An 18,087-nucleotide genomic window follows, 5' to 3' on the forward strand; every position below is an offset into this window, starting at 1 on the left:
AATAAAACGACCCAACACCGTTAAAATAAATCTACTAATTGGCTAATTCTGATGTGACTAATGTGGTTTAAGTGGGCTATTGGAGATAAAAGGCTAAGAAATATAATACTTTTGGCAAAAAAAAGTTAGTTTACTTAAAACCTTTTTATTATTTGTCCTATTTTTTGAAGAAAACCATTCGTATGAATACCCTTCATTGTTTTTTCTTATTGGTTGTAAGTACGTTTACATTTGCACAATCTGATACAGACAAACATCTCTATGACTTGCATTTAGTAAAACTAACAGACAAAAAGAATAGTCCATTTAGTCTTTTCTCTCCGCAAGAATATTTAAGTCCTAGAGCTTTAGAACGACGTGCGACCCAAGGTGTTTCCATTGATATGCTGGATATTCCTATCTCTATGTCATATATTAAAACAATAGAAGCATTGGCTCCTATCCAAGGAAAATCCAAGTGGTTTAATGCGCTTGCGATTCATACAGAAAGTAAAAGTATTCTCAAACAAATTGAAGCCCTCCCCTTTGTAAAATCTATTCAACCTCTTGGCAAGTTTCGAAAAGCAAAAAAAGCAAAAATTTACCATAAAAGACCTGCTATAGATAGCTCAAAACATCAAGTAAGTCCCTATGGTTTAGCTAAAACCCAACTTGAAATGCTTGGAGGTGAAAAGCTTCATCAATTGGGCTTCACAGGAAAAGAGGTACATGTTGGTGTTGTTGATGGTGGCTTTAGAAATGCGTATAGAATGACTGTGTTTGATAGCCTATTCTTAGATGACCGAATTTTAGGTACCCATGACTTTGTTGAAGGCGATGACTTTGTCTATGAAAGCAGTACTCATGGCACCAATGTCCTATCAATTATGGCAGCTAAGCAACCTTATTTGATGATTGGTACGGCTCCTGATGCTTATTATTATTTATTTAAAACAGAAGATATTCGAGGAGAATTTAGAGCGGAAGAATTTTACTGGGTGCTTGCTTTAGAACATGCCGATAGTGTTGGAATAGATATTGTCAATTCATCAATGGGATATACTCGTTTTAGGGATGCCTCTATGTCTTATCAATACAAAGATTTGGATGGAAAAAGCACCTTAATTACCCAAGGTGCGAACATTGCTAGTGCCAAAGGCATTTTGATTGTCAATGCCGCTGGTAATGATGGTCATAAAGATTGGCATTACTTGGCTGCCCCTGCCGATGCCGTGGAAGTGCTAACAGTTGCGGCTGTTCAACGAGATAGCAGTAGAGCAACATTTAGTTCTTGGGGACCGACCTACGATGGGCGCATCAAACCCGATGTAGCTGCATTAGGAGAAGGCACTGCCTATGCTTCTATGATTACTTATGATGTAGGATATGGTGATGGCACTTCTTATGCCTGTCCTGTCTTGACTGGAATGGTGGCAACGTTAAAACAAGCCTTTCCTACCGTATCCAATAAAAAGCTAAAAAGTGCCATAGTCAATAGCGCACATTTATTACATGCGGACTCTTCTTTGGGAAAAGGTATTCCCAATTTTCTTCAAGCCTACTTAACCCTATCGGATTCCAGTATTTTTATACATCAATCGGGTCTTCTGGATCATCCCAAAAGGATTGTCAATAATAATGTACATGTCTACGTAGAAAATGCTCAAAAAACTCCTATTGAATTAACTTTGTATAATATTTGGGGCAAACAATTACATCATCGAAAAGAAGAACTTCAAGCCAATATAATTAATAAAATATCACTCAAAGAATTCAAAAACTATGGTCAAGGAGTTTATGCGTTGCAAATCAAGTTGTGGGGCAAAACACACTGGGTAGAACTGGTTCATTAATTGTGTGATCAAACAAATCTTAGTATAGGTCTCATTCAGCTCCAACAAGTTGTTATGAGGTTTTCTGTCATTTTTTCTGAACGATTACTTTCCTTCGGCTGTTTTCTAGTCTACAAGACTTTTTAAGTTGGTCGATTCTATTTATCCTTATTTCGAATTTATTCTACAATATTTAGTAGATTCGAGCAGAAGTTATTCAAAATTTGTGAACTTGTTGTTTATCATTAGTTCTTCATAAGTAAGAGGTCAGAAAAAATAAGAACAAAAAATGGGCTTATTTTTGAACGATTACTTTCCAATTAATTGTCATAAACCATTAGAATGAAAGCATTAACGATACTATTTTTTTTATTTCTAATTCATCCTATCCAAGCCCAAAAAGAGGATTACAACCATCATAATCATACCTTACATTGGGTTGAATTTACGGACAAAAATAATACTCCCTACAATATTTTTCGTCCTCAAGATTTTTTATCTGCTAGAGCTATCCAACGTAGGATCACAATGGGGATTCCCATTGAAGAAAATGACTTGCCCATCACTCCTGATTACATCAAACAAGTCATCGGCTTAGGAGCTCCTCTACACGCAAAATCAAAGTGGCTTAATTCTATTGCGATTTATACCAAAGATAAGAACTTATTAAAGCAAATTAATGAGTTACCTTTTGTCAAATCGGTTAAACCCTTGGGCAAATTTAGAAAGGTTACCAAACCTAATATGAAAAAAAACAAACCTTCTGTAGATGCTTCTAAACATGAAATAGACTATTATGGTCAAGCAGATAACCAAATTAAAATGCTAGGCGGTGACGTGTTGCACGGATACGGATATACAGGAAAAGGTATCCATGTTGCTATTTTTGATGGTGGCTTTTTGGATGTTTATCGAATGCCTGTTTTTGATAGTATTTACACTAATAATCGCTTATTGGGAACACACGATTTTGTAGAAGGAGACGATTTTGTTTACGAAAGTAGTTCGCATGGCACCAATGTCCTCGCTTGTATGGGGTCTAAAGCACCACACTTAATTGTAGGCACAGCTCCTGATGCTTCTTATTACTTGTTTAAAACCGAAGATGTTCGAGGAGAATTTAGAACAGAAGAATTCAACTGGGTAGCTGCCCTAGAACACGCAGATAGCATAGGAGTTGATGTCGTTAATTCTTCCTTGGGTTATACGGGCTTCAACGATACGACCATGTCCTATAAATACCATCAATTGGATGGAAAGACAGCCCTTTCTAGTCGAGGCGCTAACATTGGTGCTTCCAAAGGAATTTTGATTGTCAATAGTGCTGGTAACGAAGGCGATGGTAATTGGCACTATATCGGAACCCCTGCCGATGCCGAAGGTGTTTTGAGTGTCGCTGCTGTTCGCCCCAATGGGACTAGAGCCAGCTTTAGCTCTTGGGGACCTACTCCCGATGGCAGAATCAAACCAGATGTAGCAGCACAAGGACGTTATACGGTTGTTGCCAATCTAAACAAATATGACATCACAAGAACCAATGGTACTTCCTTTTCTTCTCCCGTTATGGCAGGTATGGTTGCCTCTCTCAAACAAGCGCACCCCGACAAAACAAGCGAAGAAATCAAAGATGCTATTCGCCTAAGTGGTAGTATATCTAATCAACCAGATTCTTCTTTGGGGTATGGAATTCCTAATTTCTTTTTTGCTTATCTTACAATGTTAAAAGCAAGTATTGTTGTTGATCACAAAGGGGAACTATACTACACTCCCAAACCTATTGATGATGAGTTGCATCTGTTTATTGAACAACGAAAGCCTGCTGTATTAAAAATAAGTATTTATAATAAATTAATGGCAGAACAATTTACTTATACCACGACTACCAAAGGTAGAGAAATCAAAGAAGTTCGCATTCCTGATTTAGAAAATTACCCTGCGGGAGTTTATATGATAAAACTAGAAATTGACGCTTACCCTTATTGGCTTGAAATGATTAAGGAGTAAAACGTTGAATCCCATCGGGTGTCAAAATATTAGAAATTAGGTTGTTGAGTGATGCTCAATAACCTAATTTTATTTCTAGCTTTTATATTACCAATAATGAGAAGGATTATTTTTGCACTAATACATCACACAACCTCTCCTTGCTAAATCAAACGAAATAGCGTATCTTAAAGGAGTTTTTTACAACTTAACAAACACCTATTATCATGAAAGACGTTCCGCTCATTCCTGCCGATCATTGGTTTTTTAGAAATTCTTTAGTTGTTCTAAATGATCCTCTAGCTTTTTTTGTTAATACCTTTGCAGAATACGGTGATATTTACAATGTCAACTCCAACCTATACACAATCTATGTGACTGCAAACCCTAAGCACATTCAAGAGATAATGGTCTCTAACAAAAAGGATTATGCCAAGAGCGATGATTATAAAATATTAAAGTATTCTTTAGGGAATGGTTTATTGACTAGTGAAGGTGATTTTTGGAAAAAACAACGCCGTATTGCCCAGCCTGCTTTTCATAGAGAAAGCATGAAAAAATTGTTGGACATTATGATTGCTTCTACGCAAAAAATAGTCGCCTCTTGGAAAGAGAAAACACAGGTTCAGTTAACGGATGAAATGAATTTTTTGACACTTGATATTGTCACCAAATGCTTGTTTGGTACTGAATTAAAAACCGATTATTCAAAAATTCAGCAAGCAGTTACGATAGAAAATGAGTACTTGGCAGAGCGAATCATGACACCTTTTAAGCCTCCGTTTTGGGTTCCTACCTCCAAAAATCGTGCTTATAGAAAAGCTCGTGCTTATAGTAGTAGCTTAATTTTAAATATTATTAAAGATAGGCAAGAAAACCCTAGTACTCACAATGATTTGTTGAGTATGCTGATGAATGCAGAGGATGAAGATACGGGAGAAAAAATGAGCAATCAACAGTTAAAAGATGAATCGATCACTATCTTTGTAGCAGGGCACGAAACAACAGCCAACGCTTTGTCGTGGACTTTTTATCTACTAACGCAGCATCCTGATAAACTAAAAATCTTACAGCAAGAAATTGATACGGTGTTGCAAGACAAACCACCAACATTCCAAAACTTGAAGGAACTCACCTACACACAAATGGTCTTGGAAGAATCCATGCGTTTGTATCCTCCTGCTTGGACTATCGTACGAAAAGTTGCCCATGAAACAACTATGGATGGGTATCTATTCAAAAAAGATACTCGATTAATTTTAGATGTATATATGCTACATCGCCACCCCGATTATTGGGAAAACCCCACTGCTTTTGAACCAGAACGTTTTGAAAGCAACCAGAAGAAAAAGCGGCACAAATATGCTTATATTCCTTTTGGGGCAGGGCAACGGATGTGCATTGGCAATAGTTTTGCTATGATGGAAATGAAAGTTGTGCTAACATTGTTGTTGCAACAGTTCAACTTATCTCTTGCCCCTAATGCACCTGAAGTAGTCCCCGAACCGCTAATCACCTTACGACCTAAAAATGGGATTCTGATGGACATCCGTAGTCGATGATAAAAATTATAGTTTCTAGATACTGCTATTTGTTGAGCAGCATAGTAATATCTAGAAACTATCCTTATACCCCAAAGATTCTTTTACAAACCTAAAATTGGTGCAAAAATATCTTCTTCATACCCTCCTTCTTGGTAGGTTTGGTAGGCTCTTACGCCCGTCAATTCTACATCAACTATACCCGCATTATGATTTTTTGCTACCTTTGCTCCAGTAGAGAATGTTTCCCAATTTTCCCAAGTTACCTTTAAACCACCAATTGGTAAGATTCCTACCCACATTTTCCATGCTTTTGGTAGCCCCGTCTCATCCAGAAGCCATAAATAAGAATCGCCAGGAGTCACGCCTCCTGTTGGATAGGTCACCAACAAACCTTGCGATCCATCTTCTAAATCCACCGTTCTTAATTCTGGATTTCCGTTACGAATTTGAACAAAGCCATTCATCCAAAAAGCATCATTTATAAAATACGAATAAGCCGTCTCTAAGGTCTCTTGATCGTCTGGTTGTTCCTTTCCATCTTCATAAATTTTCCCCTTCATAGTATTAGGATTTAACAATACTCGATTGTCATCCCAACGAACTTCTACCAAATGGCGTTTTTTGTCCCAAATGTATTCGTGCATCCCCAAGAACGTCCATTCTATATAATTCGTTTGATCCCAAGCCTCTGCATTTACTGCTGTTAGCATTTTTTGCGCTAGAGCTTCTGCCTCTGGACCTTGTTTACCCTCTGGAAGAGGTTCATTGTAAACCAGATACAGCACCACAAAAGCAACTACTAATAAAAGTAAGATAATTCCAAGCCCTTTTAACAAGCCCTTTCCAATTTTTTTAAGCATAATTGATGTGTATTTTGATAATTATTTTGAGAATCTATTTAAATTCTACCTTCAAGCTACAAATACTTGATTTTGTTCCTACTTTGAAGAATATAAATTTTAAACTACTCTGATTCCATACTTACAAGCCCTAAATTAGGACGACTAATTTAGGGCTCCAACTAATATTCTTATATAACTAATAACTGATAGAATAGTTTTGAGAATTCTAAAATTTTAAATTTTCTCTCACTAGGTACTGTGCTTCTCTCCCCTCAAACCATTGGCCAACATAGAAACCAACAACCAAATAGATACTAAAATGGAAATTCGACCAATCAAATCACCATACAATGTATAAAAGGTTACTTTATCGTTTAAATAGATGTCATCTCGAATGGCAATAGCTTCATCATAATTCGTTGGATGATAAATATCGCCTCTACTATTGATAAAACAAGAAACGCCCGTATTGGCAGAGCGAACGACATAACGGCGATTTTCAATCGCTCTTAAAGAAGATAAATACAAATGTTGGCGATGCCCATTGCTGTTATCCCACCAACCGTCGTTGGTAATTACAAATAATGCTTCTGCGCCTTCTTTGATATAATCTGTTACATAGTCGCCATAAATAGATTCATAACAAATTAAAGGGGCTACGGCGCCTTGACTAGAAGTAAATACGGCTCGTTTGTCCTGAATGCCCAAACTCAAGCCTGGTGCTCCTCCCAAATCAAGAATTAAGCCTTTGAAAAAAGGAATATTACCAATATAAGGCATGCTCTCAGCACCAGGAACTAACTTTGATTTTTTATAATAAGGAATTTCTTTCGTTTGACTGTTCAACTGTATAGCTGCGTTGTGTGCATCTATATACTGACATTGTGTTTGCGTTGAATTACAGTACGTATAAACGTTATCTGGTCTAGGCTCTCCTTCTTTGTAACGAATATAGGTGCTTAATCCCGTAATTAAATTCAACTTAGGATGCGCTCCTGTAAATGCACGAAGTGTTTTAATTAACTGACTTTCTTCTAGTTTATTAGCTTCTATACCTCTAAAAGAAGTTTCTGGAAATAAAACATAAGCAGTTCGATCGGTTACAGCAGTTTCTGTCAACTCCATAAAACGTGTCAACTGCTGTTTTCGAGGAATACTAAACTTTTGATAATGTGGTTCAAAATTAGGCTGTACACTAACCACTTCAACAGCTTTCTCGGTCGTCACGTCATAACTATAATAAATAGCTAGAGAAACAAGAATTGGAACAATAAAAGCAATGCTTGGTTTGATAAAAACAACTGCCAAAGAACCAGAAGGCTGTTCTTGAGACCAATACTTAAACAAACCATCTGCAATCCAAATATTAATTCCCAATATCCACAAAGAACCTCCAAAAACACCCGTAAATTCGTACCATTGTACTAAGCTAGGCAAGTGTGCAAAACTATTCCCCAAGGTTAACCAAGGCCACGAAATATCCCAAGTTAAATGCCCTATTTCAAAAGTCATCCAAAAGCTCAGAAAACCTAAATTCGCCGCACGTTGCCCCATATTTTTTTTTGTTACATGATAAAAAATAAAAGGGATGGTCATAAAAACAGCATTTAATGTATTCCCCAACATACCAGCTATAAAAGAACTGTTTTGAATCCACCAAGTCGTTAATAGGTTCCAAATAAGAAATGTATTAAATGCCAATTTAAAAATGGTCCATTTGGAGGTGGTTGACCGCTCTTTAGAGACAATATCTTCTGCCCAAAGCAAAGGTATGAATCCTATAAACATAAGAAAAAAAGTAGGCATGGGCATAAAACCTCCCGCAAGTAGGACACCAGAAAGTATACTCGCTCCCAATAGTTTGTTTCTTTGTGGTAATGTGGTAATATATTGTCCCAAGAAGGCTAAAATACTTCCCCAAACACACAACCAAAACCAAAGTACTCGTTGTCCCCAAAGTTGATCTTGACGATACAACGTTCGTAAATCACACCCTACATAAACAGCAATCAATAGGCAAATTGTCCCAACAACCAACCTTATTTGCATTTCTTTTTTCATTCTCTTATTTTTTTATTCTACCAAAACCTCCTTATAATTCCAATCTCCTAAGTAAGTGGACAGAAAAAAGTATAGTTAAAAATGTAATTGTTTTTAGTGCTGTTCAAAGAAAAGAATTGAAGTTTTAGCGGGCTAAAACGAGATTTTTTGATGAAGAACAGTGCAAAAAGAATTCTATTTTGTCTATAAATTTTTATGAACGATTACTTAATACAAATCATCTAATAGAAAAGAATTTAAACGGACTATTCCTTAGAACTAAATACTTCTTCGTGATAAAACAATATAAATAACCATTGGAGCTCCCAAAAAAGACGTTACTACATTGATTGGCAACATCTGGTCGCTTCCTGGCAACTGTGCTATAAATTGGCACAACAATAAGGTTATCATCCCCAATAGAATGGTTCCTAATAACAATACAAAATGTCGATGTGTTTGAAAAAACATCCGAGCTAAATGAGGAACGGCTATCCCAACAAAAGCAATGGGACCGCAAAAAGCCGTTATCCCTCCTGCCAAAACAGCGGTCACTACAATAATTTGTTGTTGTGCTCGACGAACATTTACGCCCATACTCAAAGCATACTGATCTCCCAACAACAGAGCATCTAATGTTTTACTCAAACCAAATGTCAATAGTATAAATAGAGCACAAATTGGAGCTAATAATGTCAATTCTTCCCAAGTTACTCCTGTCAAACTTCCCATTGACCACAATACAAACTGCTGCAACGCTTGTTGACTGCTAAAATACTGCAACAAAGATACAATCGCACTGGTAGCACTACCAAACATTAATCCCAAAATTAACAAGGTATTAATATCGGAAATACGCCAAGAAATTAACATCAACAAAAAGAGCACAAGCCCTGCCCCTAGCATTGCCATCAAAATCAACATCCAATTGCTAGTTCCCCAAAAAGCAAAAAATGCAAAGGAAGACAACCATCCTGATGCTAAGATAAATAAAGCCACTCCTAAAGAAGCCCCAGAACTAATCCCCAATACAAAAGGACCTGCAATAGGATTTCTAAAAAACGTTTGCATTAACAAACCGCTAACCCCCAAACTAGCCCCGCTAAATATTGCAGCCATTATTTTAGGCATTCTAAAGCTCCAAACAATAGTGGCATCACTCTTAATACTTGCATTTCCTAACAAAGCATCTAGTATGCGATCCAAGGGAATAACAACAGAGCCCCATGCTAAATTCAGCATAAACAATGCAATTAGCAGGACAATAAGTATGCTTATTTTAGTTCCAATAGACAATTACGCTAAAGTTTTTAATAGTTCTTACTTCTTGTTTAGCTGGTTAACTAAAGGTGCTCTATTAAATTCGCACGTATACAATGAAGTTTAATAAAATCAATCCTATTGAGTAACTTTTTAGAGTTCCTGATAATAGTACAAACTATCTTCCTCTACTTGCTCGTCATGAAAAATATGGATCAAATCTTTTAAAACTAAGTGAGGGTTTACAATAGCGGATTCAAAAATATCAGAACCACCCTGTGCCGTGCCTCTTTTATAATAATTGTATAGTTGCCCTTCTTGAAAGGCTTTAAAATCTTGGTATTTGGATTCCGAGTCAACTAAGTCGTCTTTATTCGTCCAACTAGACATATTAATCCAGTAATCTGCCTCCAAAGCCTTGGCATATACCGCTTCAAAATCAAGCGGCACACCACTCAAACTATTATCTTCTTCCCACAAATAACGCCCCCCAGCATCTTGAATAAAGGTTGCCATAAAACTTTTGCCCCCCGCAACATACCAAGTGCCTTTGTAAACAGCCCCTGTCAAAACAGTAGGCTTTCTGTTATGCCGAGTCGCCCGTTCTTGCAGTTGTTGATACTTTGCCGCAATTTGGCTACACTTTCTCAATGCCTCGTTCTCTTTTCCCAACAAACAAGCCACAAACACTGCCCACTCTGCCCTACCCAAGGGTGTTTTCTCCATAAAATCAGACAGCAACACCGCAGGTATTCCCATCTCATTAAATTTCTTATAAGAAGCCTGATCACCTATGCTATATACCATAGCAACATCTGCATTGCTTGTCAAGGCCTTTTCATAATCAATCGTATTGCTGCCCCCAATATCCATCACACGTCCTTCTTTTAGAGCTGTCTGAACATTTTTATTATAAACATAAGCCCCATTAGACATGGCAACAATCTTATCGGTAGCCTCCAAAAAATCTAAGAAAGCCACATCTATAGTACTTGTACAAATAATCCGCTCCACAGGTACTGGAATAGTAACCGCATTAGGATAGTTGGTTGGCGCTTGTTCTTCTCTAGGATATAGAACATACTGAAACTGCTCTTGGGCATTCTTCCAAGCTTTTGTAATAGTCAAAATGGTATAAGTACCTTCTTTTTCAATGGTGAAATTTTTAGCATGGTCGAGTTCTAATATTGTTCTTTCTTTTTCAACAACATTGCTATTCGACACCTTTGTTTCGTTATTGCAAGCAATTACTATCCAACAAAAAAAGAGTAAGAAATAAATAGGCATAGCATGATTTTTTTTGTCGCGCAAAAATACAAAAAACGCTAAGCTTTTCATCCTAATCCTAAGTTTCCTTCAAAATAAAGCAGCTATTATAGTTTTTTTTTCGTAACTTAAGTAACTAGTAGTCTTACTGTTACCTCTTACTACCCCATTTTAAAAATTGTCAAACAAATCTCATTTGTATTCTTTAACTTTCAAACCTCTATTCTATGCTACAATTTGACAAAAGAAAACAGTTTACTAAAAGTACGCAGCAACTCTTTTTTATCACAGGTTGTTGCTTCCTTTCGCTTAATCATAGCTATGCTCAAAATGTTGGCATTGGCACCCCTAGTCCAACCAACAAATTACACGTTGTAGGAGATGCTAGAATCACCTCCCTATCTGGCGTTGGTACTCGCATGGTAGTGGCAGATGCGAATGGTGTACTCAGTACGCAAGCCATTCCTGCGGCATCTGGCGACATTACCAGTGTTACAGCCGGTGACGGTTTAGTTGGAGGAGGAGCTACAGGGGATGTTACATTAAATGCTGTCGCTATAAATGGGTTAACAACACATCCTAATGATATTCGTTTGGGAGGAACCTTAATTCAAGGTACGACGATTAGCCATGACCTCTTTAATTTAACGCATGACTTAACCAATACAGGTGATTTTCATATTGCGGACAATGGAGTCAATCGCTTTTCTGTTTTAGACAATGGACGCACAGCAGTAGGAAGTATTGCTAATGCTGGTAGATTTAATGTCACTGGTGACTCTTATTTCTCAGATGATCTTTTTCTCAGAGATGGCGCAGTTAATGGTGGCGATATTTTAGTTCGAATTTATGATTCGGCAGATGATGGAGTAATTGATTTATACGAAAACAATGCTATGAATCATAGAATTCATGGAAATGGTGTTACTGTTTTTAATGAACAAGGGAATGCCAATGCCGATATTCGCATAGAATCAGACTTACAGACCAATATGCTCTTCATTGATGCAGGAACCAACGAAATTGGGATTCAAACCAATGCCCCCTCTAGCATGCTTCAAATGACCAATGGAGGGATTAATGTTGGTGCTAATGCAATGGCTTCTTTTGATAATTCTGGTATTGATGGTGTCGCTATTTCTGGTCATGACAATAATACTGCAAATCCTTATAATGGCATAGAAGGAATTACCAATTATAGCGGTACAGCCTTTATACCTTCTGGAGTTTTTGGTTTGGCAATTAACAACAGCTTGACTCATAGAGCTATTGGCGTTCGGGGTGTTGCCAACGGACGTGATGGTGTCGGAGTTTACGGTTCTAGGCAAAATACAGGTGGTGTTGTTGGCTGGGGTGGCGTTTTTTATAATGATTTAGGCTATACGGGTTTTATGGGTGCCGTTTCTGACCGAAAAACAAAGAAAAACATCCAACCTATCCAAAAAGCATTAGATATTGTTAATCAATTAAATCCAGTGACTTATAATTTTAATTTTGAGAAATATCCTAATATGGGATTAAATACAGAAATGGAATATGGCTTTGTTGCACAAGAAGTTCAAAGTGTTCTCCCCGAAATAGTTCGAGAAAAACAACTCGTGACCAATGCTTGTGTAGAGATGGGGGCACAACAAGAACAACAAGCGGTTGTAGAAGATTTTGTGGTAATGGATTACACTCGTATTATTCCTATTTTAACTCAAGCGATTAAGGAGCAACAAGGTATTATCAAAGAGCAAAATGAACGTATTAAAGCACTAGAAACAATTACTAAAGAACTAAAGTCTAAACAGTAACTTTTGTAAAATTGATCTAATTATCATTTATAAAATGGGGAGATACTCGATGGAGCATCTCCCCTCTTATTTTCACAACTAATAAGTTTTTTATTATATCTTCTTACTTAATAATGGTAAATCGTTTTACCGTTGTGTATTTAGCACCATTCATACGAATATAATAAGCTCCTGCACTGATGCTGTCTAAATCAATTTGCACCTCTGTTTCAAAAGCTTTTAATTCCAAAGATTTCACCCATTTGCCACTCATATCAAAAATCGTCAATTGAATTGCCTCAGATTGAGCCTTATTAATTGCAATGGTGAATTTCCCATAACTAGGATTAGGGAAAATAGCCAGTTTAATCCCTTCATCTTCTGCTTTATCGACAGGAACAACACTACCAATATTCGTATGCAAAGAATCGATACAACCGTTCACGTCTTGAACAACTACCGCATAGTATCCTACCACAAGATTATTCAAATCTTCTGTATCATCAAAATCTCCAATTCCGTCATTATTCCAATCAAACATAAATGGTGGCAAGCCTCCTGTTACAGATAGATTAATGAAACCATCGTTGCCCACAATTTCATCTTGTTGCTGCGTAATATTGACAACTGGATTAGGATTTACAGTAACAACGACAGAATCTACGCTGCTACAATTGTTCAGATCTACTCCTGTTACAATATAAGTAGTAGTAGTTGTTGGTACAAATGGCGTATTATCCGTTATCCCGTTATTCCAAATGTAAGTCGTTGCACCACTTCCTGCTAAAATCACGGATGCCCCATCGCAAATTACTTGATCACTTCCTGCATTAATTGCAGGAGCAGGATTAACCGTAACGATTACTTCTGCTGTATCGGTACAACCATTTGCATCCGTTCCGATAACCTTGTAAATAGTATTGTTAGTTGCAGCAAATGGAACATTATTCGTCACTCCATTATTCCAAGTATACGTTTGAGCTCCTATTCCACTTAATGTCAATAAACTATTCTCACAAACAGTTGTATCAGAATTAGCCGATACATTGGGTCGTGCATTAACCACTATCGTTACTTGATCGGTATTATTACAACCATTAACATCCGTCCCTGTCACACTATAGGTAGTTGTACTTGCTGGGCTTACAGGATTTCCATTCAACACTCCATGATCCCAAGTATAGGTTGCGGCACCACTTCCTGTTAAGGTTACCATTCCACTTTCACAAATAGAGAATGTGCTTGCATTCGCCGCCACAGTTGGCAAAGCATTTACTGTTATTGTAATTTGATCGGTATTGGTACAACCATTAACATCTGTTCCCGTCACACTATACGTCAATGTATTCGAAGGGCTAAATGCAACACCATCTGTTACTCCAAAATTCCAAGTATAACTCATCGCACCACTTCCCGTCAAAGTTACCGAGTCTCCTTGGCAAATTGACATTGAACTGGCATTCGCTAAAACTGTTGGAGCTGGTGTCACCATTATCGTTACTGTATCAACATTGGTACAACCATTCGCATCTGTTCCTGTTACCATATATGTTGCCGTGCTAGTCGCTGCAAAAGCAACATTATCACTAACTCCATTATTCCACACATACGTTTGTGCGCCACTTCCTGATAAGGTTACCATCGTGTTTTCACAAACAGTTTGATCTGCTCCTGCTGAAACGTTTGGTCTTGCATTAACAGAAATCGTTACTTGGTCGGTATTATTACAACCATTAACATCCGTCCCTGTCACACTATAGGTCGTTGTACTTGCTGGGCTTAAAGGATTTCCATTCAACACTCCATGATCCCAAGTGTAAGTTGCGGCACCACTTCCTGTTAAGGTTACCAACTCGCCTTCACAAATAGAGAATGTACTTGCATTCGCTGCCACAGTTGGCAAAGCATTTACTGTTATTGTAATTTGATCGGTATTGGTACAACCGTTAACATCTGTTCCCGTCACACTATACGTCAATGTATTAGAAGGGCTAAATGCAACACCATCTGTTACTCCAAAATTCCAAGTATAACTCATCGCACCACTTCCCGTCAAAGTTACCGAGTCTCCTTGGCAAATTAACATTGAACTGGCATTCGCTAAAACTGTTGGAGCTGGTGTCACCATTATCGTTACTGTATCAACATTGGTACAACCATTCACATCTGTTCCTGTTACCATATAAGTTGCCGTGCTAGTCGCTGCAAAAGCAACATTATCACTAATTCCATTATTCCACACATACGTTTGTGCACCACTTCCTGATAAGGTTACCATCGTGTTTTCACAAACAGTTTGATCTGCTCCTGCTGAAACGTTTGGTCTTGCATTAACGGAAATCGTTACTTGATCGGTATTCGTACAACCATTAACATCTGTTCCTATTACATTATAAGTAGTCGTTGTAGTTGGACTAAATGCAACATTATTCGTTACATTGTTACTCCATGTATAGGTATTAGCACCTGTTCCTGTTAAGGTAACAGATTCGTTAGAGCAAATGGTTGTTGCAGATGCGTTAGCGACCACGTTAGGCAAAGCATTAACCAAAACTGTTACTTGATCGGTATTGCTACAGCCATTGGCATCTGTTCCTGTCACACTGTACGTCGCACTAAGTGTTGGATTAATCGTAGCACCATTAGTTATACCATTATCCCACACATAATTACTAGCTCCTGTTCCTGCAAAAGTTACTGGTTCTCCAGCACAAACAATTGTATTAGTTGCTGTTGCGGCTACTATTGGTGTTGTATTGACCACAGTATTAACACTTTGAGTTGGACTATTCCCACAACCATTCGTTGCTTGTACACTCACAAGACCACCAGCATTTCCTACCACTGTATTGATACTTGGAGTTATACTTGTTCCTGTCCAACCATTAGGCAAAGACCATGTGTAGCTATTAGCTCCTGCAATAGGATTAACTGAAAACGTCTGGGCAGTATTTTCACAAACTGATGTACTACCAACAATTGTAGAAGGCTGCATTGGTACCGTATTGATCGTCATTGTTACAGGAGAACTATTAACAGGACCACCTATAGCACAAGCTGAATTGGATGTCATAATTACCTGTACTACATCCCCATCAAGCAATCCATTAGAACTATAAATATTGCTATTCGTTCCTACATTTACTCCATTTACTTGCCATTGGTAATTGGGGTTTGCCCCTCCATTTGTAGGCGTTGCTGTAAAGCTGACCATTGTTCCACTACAAACCGTTGTTGCTGGCATTGTTTGCACAGAGACAGAAGGTGTAGAAGAAACGGACACATCCATTACAATTGCTGCCGATGTATCTGGATTATTTGTAATACACGCTTGATTAGAAGTTAAAACAACAGCTACAACATCATTATCATTTAAGCTTGCATTAGAATAACTAGCACTATTCGTCCCTACATTTACTCCATTTACTTGCCACTGATAATCTGGAGCCGTTCCCCCATTCGTTGGTGTTGCCGTAAAATTAACCATTGTTCCACTACAAATTGTATTGGATGGCGTTGCAGATATTGTTACATCTACGGGTACACTTCCTACTGACGAAGTTGTTATTGTAATAGAATCCACCAAGACACAATTTCCACTACCCGACTGAACGATGTATGTAGTAGTACTAGAAGGAGTTGCTATTGGATTTGCAATAGTAGGATTAGACAATCCTGTCGTTGGTGTCCAAGAAAAAGTAGCTGCCCCTGTTGCGTTTAATTGGACTGGCGAACCGCCACAAACCATTGTATCAGCTGTTAATACGGATATACTGCTTGGTATAATTGTAAACAACGCATCACTTAAATCATAAATAGCTGTCGAACTTGCCTTTACACGAACCAATACATTGGATGAACTAATATTGGGTGTTGTCCAGTTATATGACAATGTTGTGGTGTTGTATCCTAATACAATGTCGTTCCAAGAATTACCACCATCTGTTGTATAAGCCAAATCGTAAGTACCGTTAGGAGAAGGCTCTGTCCATGTTATGTTATAACTATTACATCCATACAAGGTATCCCCTCCATTAGGAGACAAAACAGTTAAAGCAGGTGTATTACTACTAATGATAAATGGAATGTCACTTACATCTTCTTTACAGTTATCTATATTATCACGAATTCTAATCAAACAATTGCTAGAAGGTGCATTAGGCACTGTCCATGGGTAGGTATTATTAGAAGTATTATATCCTAAAACAACTGTAGACCATGTACTACCTCCATCGTCTGAAAAGAAGATGTCATATAGATTTGAAATTCCATCTGAAGACCACTCGATATTATAAACAGAACCAACTTGCATAATTCCTCCAAAATTGGGTTGAATAATAGTCACTGGTTTATCTACGGTAAAGGTTGCATCACTCTGATCAAAATAACTTGTATTGTAATATGGCTCTACTTTTACCAATACTTGTGACGAAGAAGTGTTAGGAATCGTCCAATTATAGGTTGCAGGATTACTAGTTTGGTACCAATTGTTAACAATCGTTGTCCAAGAGTTTCCACCATCTAGAGAGTATAAAATTCTCCAACGATTATATGCTGGTGAATGATCAAAGGTAATAGAAGTTACGGTACATCCGCCCCAACTATTTATGCCATTATCTCCATTAGGAGTCAATACGGTAACAGCTGGTTTAATCTGAAAGACAGCATCACTCACATCATTAATCAAAACATTAGCTGTATTACTCACTCGAACCAAACAAACAGTAGAAGCAACATTGGGGATTGTCCAAGAGTGCGTTCCATCATTTGAGGTATTAGTGGTTATTGTATTCCAAGATAAACCATTATCTGTAGAGTAATCTATGCGCACATTTGAATAATAAGTAGTAGGATTCCATCGTATGGTTTGCGAGGTTCCTGCATACCACACTTCTCCTCCATTAGGAGCCGTCATTATTGGAGTTGCGGGAGTCACTTCAAAAGAGGCATCCGAATCATCGTACTTACAAGTATTATTATAATCAACAACACGTATTTTATAATTTGCTGATGGGATATTAGGTGCCGTCCAAGTATAGGCATTCCCTGTAATATTAGTTGCTATCGTCGTCCAATTACCACCGCCACTAGTAGAGTATTGCAAATTGTATTGTCCCGAAGCTGCGGGAGTCGTACTCCAAGTAATAGTATGGCTGGTCAAACCTTGTATTACCTCACCGCCATTCGGACTCGTTATCGTCATATCATTGCTCGGCAATATCACAAAATTTGCATCTGATATATCATAGACACTATTATCATAATAATCTTCTACTTTAAACAAAGCTTGATTACTCGTCACGCCATTCGGTACTGTCCAATTGAATCCTTGACTTGTCCCACTGCCCGAATTAGATACAATGCTGTTTATCGCTAACCAAGTCGTTCCATTATTCGTAGAATAATAAAGCCTAAATCTGCTGATACAAGAGTTCGGTTTTGTCCAACGAATTGTATAACGACTGCAACCATATAAGGTATCCCCTCCATTTGATGCCGTTACTCGTATCGGCGCTACCAAAGAAAAATTACTGGCACTCGTGTCTGCCAAACCCAAATTATTTGT

General features: G+C 37.8%; 9 protein-coding genes. 4 read left to right on the top strand and 5 right to left on the bottom strand.

Annotated elements, in window-relative coordinates; genetic code table 11:
* The first annotated feature begins 182 nt into the window (after positions 1 to 182).
* From CG11_RS14505 to CG11_RS14515, 3 genes are all read left to right on the top strand, one after another.
* Entirely contained in the window at positions 183 to 1,832 is a 1,650-nt protein-coding gene (locus tag CG11_RS14505; RefSeq protein ID WP_052597428.1) for a S8 family serine peptidase, read from the top strand.
* Between the two features lie 321 nt (positions 1,833 to 2,153).
* Positions 2,154 to 3,815 (top strand): S8 family serine peptidase, encoded by a 1,662-nt coding sequence (locus tag CG11_RS14510; RefSeq protein WP_052597430.1) that lies wholly within the window; start codon positions 2,154 to 2,156, stop codon positions 3,813 to 3,815.
* Positions 3,816 to 4,021: 206 nt separating this feature from the next.
* The gene (locus CG11_RS14515) at positions 4,022 to 5,356 is read left to right on the top strand and encodes a cytochrome P450 (protein ID WP_052597433.1); all 1,335 of its coding nucleotides are present in this window, start codon (positions 4,022 to 4,024) and stop codon (positions 5,354 to 5,356) included.
* An 83-nt stretch (positions 5,357 to 5,439) separates the two neighbouring features.
* Here CG11_RS14515 and CG11_RS14520 read toward each other — a convergent pair whose 3' ends face one another.
* The 4 genes from CG11_RS14520 to CG11_RS14535 form a co-directional block, all read right to left on the bottom strand.
* Positions 5,440 to 6,198 (bottom strand): hypothetical protein, encoded by a 759-nt coding sequence (locus CG11_RS14520; protein WP_052597435.1) that lies wholly within the window; start codon positions 6,196 to 6,198, stop codon positions 5,440 to 5,442.
* Between the two features lie 231 nt (positions 6,199 to 6,429).
* Entirely contained in the window at positions 6,430 to 8,241 is a 1,812-nt protein-coding gene (gene lnt / locus CG11_RS14525; RefSeq protein ID WP_052597437.1) for an apolipoprotein N-acyltransferase, read from the bottom strand.
* 258 nt (positions 8,242 to 8,499) lie between these two features.
* Positions 8,500 to 9,516 (bottom strand): iron ABC transporter permease, encoded by a 1,017-nt coding sequence (locus CG11_RS14530; protein WP_052597439.1) that lies wholly within the window; start codon positions 9,514 to 9,516, stop codon positions 8,500 to 8,502.
* A gap of 117 nt (positions 9,517 to 9,633) precedes the next feature.
* Positions 9,634 to 10,767 (bottom strand): ABC transporter substrate-binding protein, encoded by a 1,134-nt coding sequence (locus CG11_RS14535; RefSeq protein ID WP_197043855.1) that lies wholly within the window; start codon positions 10,765 to 10,767, stop codon positions 9,634 to 9,636.
* 206 nt (positions 10,768 to 10,973) lie between these two features.
* Between CG11_RS14535 and CG11_RS14540 the strand changes: the two genes are divergently transcribed.
* The gene (locus CG11_RS14540; protein WP_052597443.1) at positions 10,974 to 12,542 is read left to right on the top strand and encodes a tail fiber domain-containing protein; all 1,569 of its coding nucleotides are present in this window, start codon (positions 10,974 to 10,976) and stop codon (positions 12,540 to 12,542) included.
* A 103-nt stretch (positions 12,543 to 12,645) separates the two neighbouring features.
* Here CG11_RS14540 and CG11_RS14545 read toward each other — a convergent pair whose 3' ends face one another.
* Positions 12,646 to 18,072: a T9SS type A sorting domain-containing protein gene (locus tag CG11_RS14545; protein WP_231512802.1), complete on the bottom strand. Its 5,427-nt coding sequence runs from the start codon at positions 18,070 to 18,072 to the stop codon at positions 12,646 to 12,648.
* Between the last annotated feature and the right edge of the window lie 15 nt (positions 18,073 to 18,087).

Source organism: Aureispira sp. CCB-QB1 (genome assembly GCF_000724545.1).
GTDB lineage: Bacteria > Bacteroidota > Bacteroidia > Chitinophagales > Saprospiraceae > Aureispira.

Coding starts and splice junctions, on each gene's coding strand:
- CG11_RS14505 (WP_052597428.1), top strand. CDS start 183: ATGAATACCCTTCATTGTTTTTTCTTATTGGTTGTAAGTACGTTTACA.
- CG11_RS14510 (WP_052597430.1), top strand. CDS start 2,154: ATGAAAGCATTAACGATACTATTTTTTTTATTTCTAATTCATCCTATC.
- CG11_RS14515 (WP_052597433.1), top strand. CDS start 4,022: ATGAAAGACGTTCCGCTCATTCCTGCCGATCATTGGTTTTTTAGAAAT.
- CG11_RS14520 (WP_052597435.1), bottom strand. CDS start 6,198: ATGCTTAAAAAAATTGGAAAGGGCTTGTTAAAAGGGCTTGGAATTATC.
- lnt (WP_052597437.1), bottom strand. CDS start 8,241: ATGAAAAAAGAAATGCAAATAAGGTTGGTTGTTGGGACAATTTGCCTA.
- CG11_RS14535 (WP_197043855.1), bottom strand. CDS start 10,767: ATGCCTATTTATTTCTTACTCTTTTTTTGTTGGATAGTAATTGCTTGC.
- CG11_RS14540 (WP_052597443.1), top strand. CDS start 10,974: ATGCTACAATTTGACAAAAGAAAACAGTTTACTAAAAGTACGCAGCAA.